General features: G+C 57.1%; 1 rRNA gene. It reads right to left on the bottom strand.

Features of this window, described 5'->3' with window-relative positions:
- Positions 1-19: 19 nt before the first annotated feature.
- A 16S ribosomal RNA gene (locus tag LIV55_RS16775) occupies positions 20-1543 on the bottom strand.
- Positions 1544-1572 lie beyond the last annotated feature (29 nt).

Raw genomic sequence — 1572 nt, 5'->3', positions numbered from 1 at the left:
GCTGGCCAGTGCTCCTTAGAAAGGAGGTGATCCAGCCGCACCTTCCGGTACGGCTACCTTGTTACGACTTAGTCCCAATCACCAGTCCCACCTTCGACGGCTCCCCCCACAAGGGTTGGGCCACCGGCTTCGGGTGTTACCGACTTTCGTGACTTGACGGGCGGTGTGTACAAGGCCCGGGAACGTATTCACCGCAGCGTTGCTGATCTGCGATTACTAGCGACTCCGACTTCATGGGGTCGAGTTGCAGACCCCAATCCGAACTGAGACCGGTTTTTTGGGATTCGCTCCACCTTGCGGTATCGCAGCCCTTTGTACCGGCCATTGTAGCATGCGTGAAGCCCAAGACATAAGGGGCATGATGATTTGACGTCATCCCCACCTTCCTCCGAGTTGACCCCGGCAGTCTCCTATGAGTCCCCACCTTTACGTGCTGGCAACATAGAACGAGGGTTGCGCTCGTTGCGGGACTTAACCCAACATCTCACGACACGAGCTGACGACAACCATGCACCACCTGTATACCGACCAAAAGGGGCACCCATCTCTGGGTGTTTCCGGTATATGTCAAGCCTTGGTAAGGTTCTTCGCGTTGCATCGAATTAATCCGCATGCTCCGCCGCTTGTGCGGGCCCCCGTCAATTCCTTTGAGTTTTAGCCTTGCGGCCGTACTCCCCAGGCGGGGCGCTTAATGCGTTAGCTGCGGCACGGAACTCGTGGAATGAGTCCCACACCTAGCGCCCAACGTTTACGGCATGGACTACCAGGGTATCTAATCCTGTTCGCTCCCCATGCTTTCGCTTCTCAGCGTCAGTAGTGGCCCAGAGACCTGCCTTCGCCATCGGTGTTCCTCCTGATATCTGCGCATTTCACCGCTACACCAGGAATTCCAGTCTCCCCTACCACACTCTAGTCTGCCCGTACCCACTGCAAGTCCGGGGTTGAGCCCCGGATTTTCACAGCAGACGCGACAAACCGCCTACAAGCTCTTTACGCCCAATAATTCCGGACAACGCTCGCACCCTACGTATTACCGCGGCTGCTGGCACGTAGTTAGCCGGTGCTTCTTCTGCAGGTACCGTCACTTTCGCTTCTTCCCTGCTGAAAGAGGTTTACAACCCGAAGGCCGTCATCCCTCACGCGGCGTCGCTGCATCAGGCTTTCGCCCATTGTGCAATATTCCCCACTGCTGCCTCCCGTAGGAGTCTGGGCCGTGTCTCAGTCCCAGTGTGGCCGGTCGCCCTCTCAGGCCGGCTACCCGTCGTCGCCTTGGTGAGCCATTACCTCACCAACAAGCTGATAGGCCGCGAGTCCATCCCAGACCGAAAAACTTTCCAGACGCTAACCATGCGGTTGCGTCTCGTATCCGGTATTAGACGCCGTTTCCAGCGCTTATTCCAGAGTCCGGGGCAGGTTACTCACGTGTTACTCACCCGTTCGCCACTGATCCCCTTAGAGCAAGCTCCAAGGTTCACCGTTCGACTTGCATGTGTTAAGCACGCCGCCAGCGTTCGTCCTGAGCCAGGATCAAACTCTCCGTTGATGTTCAACTCCCACCACAACCCCAAAAGG

Source organism: Janibacter melonis, from assembly GCF_020567375.1.
GTDB lineage: Bacteria > Actinomycetota > Actinomycetes > Actinomycetales > Dermatophilaceae > Marihabitans > Marihabitans melonis.
This window is presented reverse-complemented; position numbering and strand designations above follow the sequence as displayed.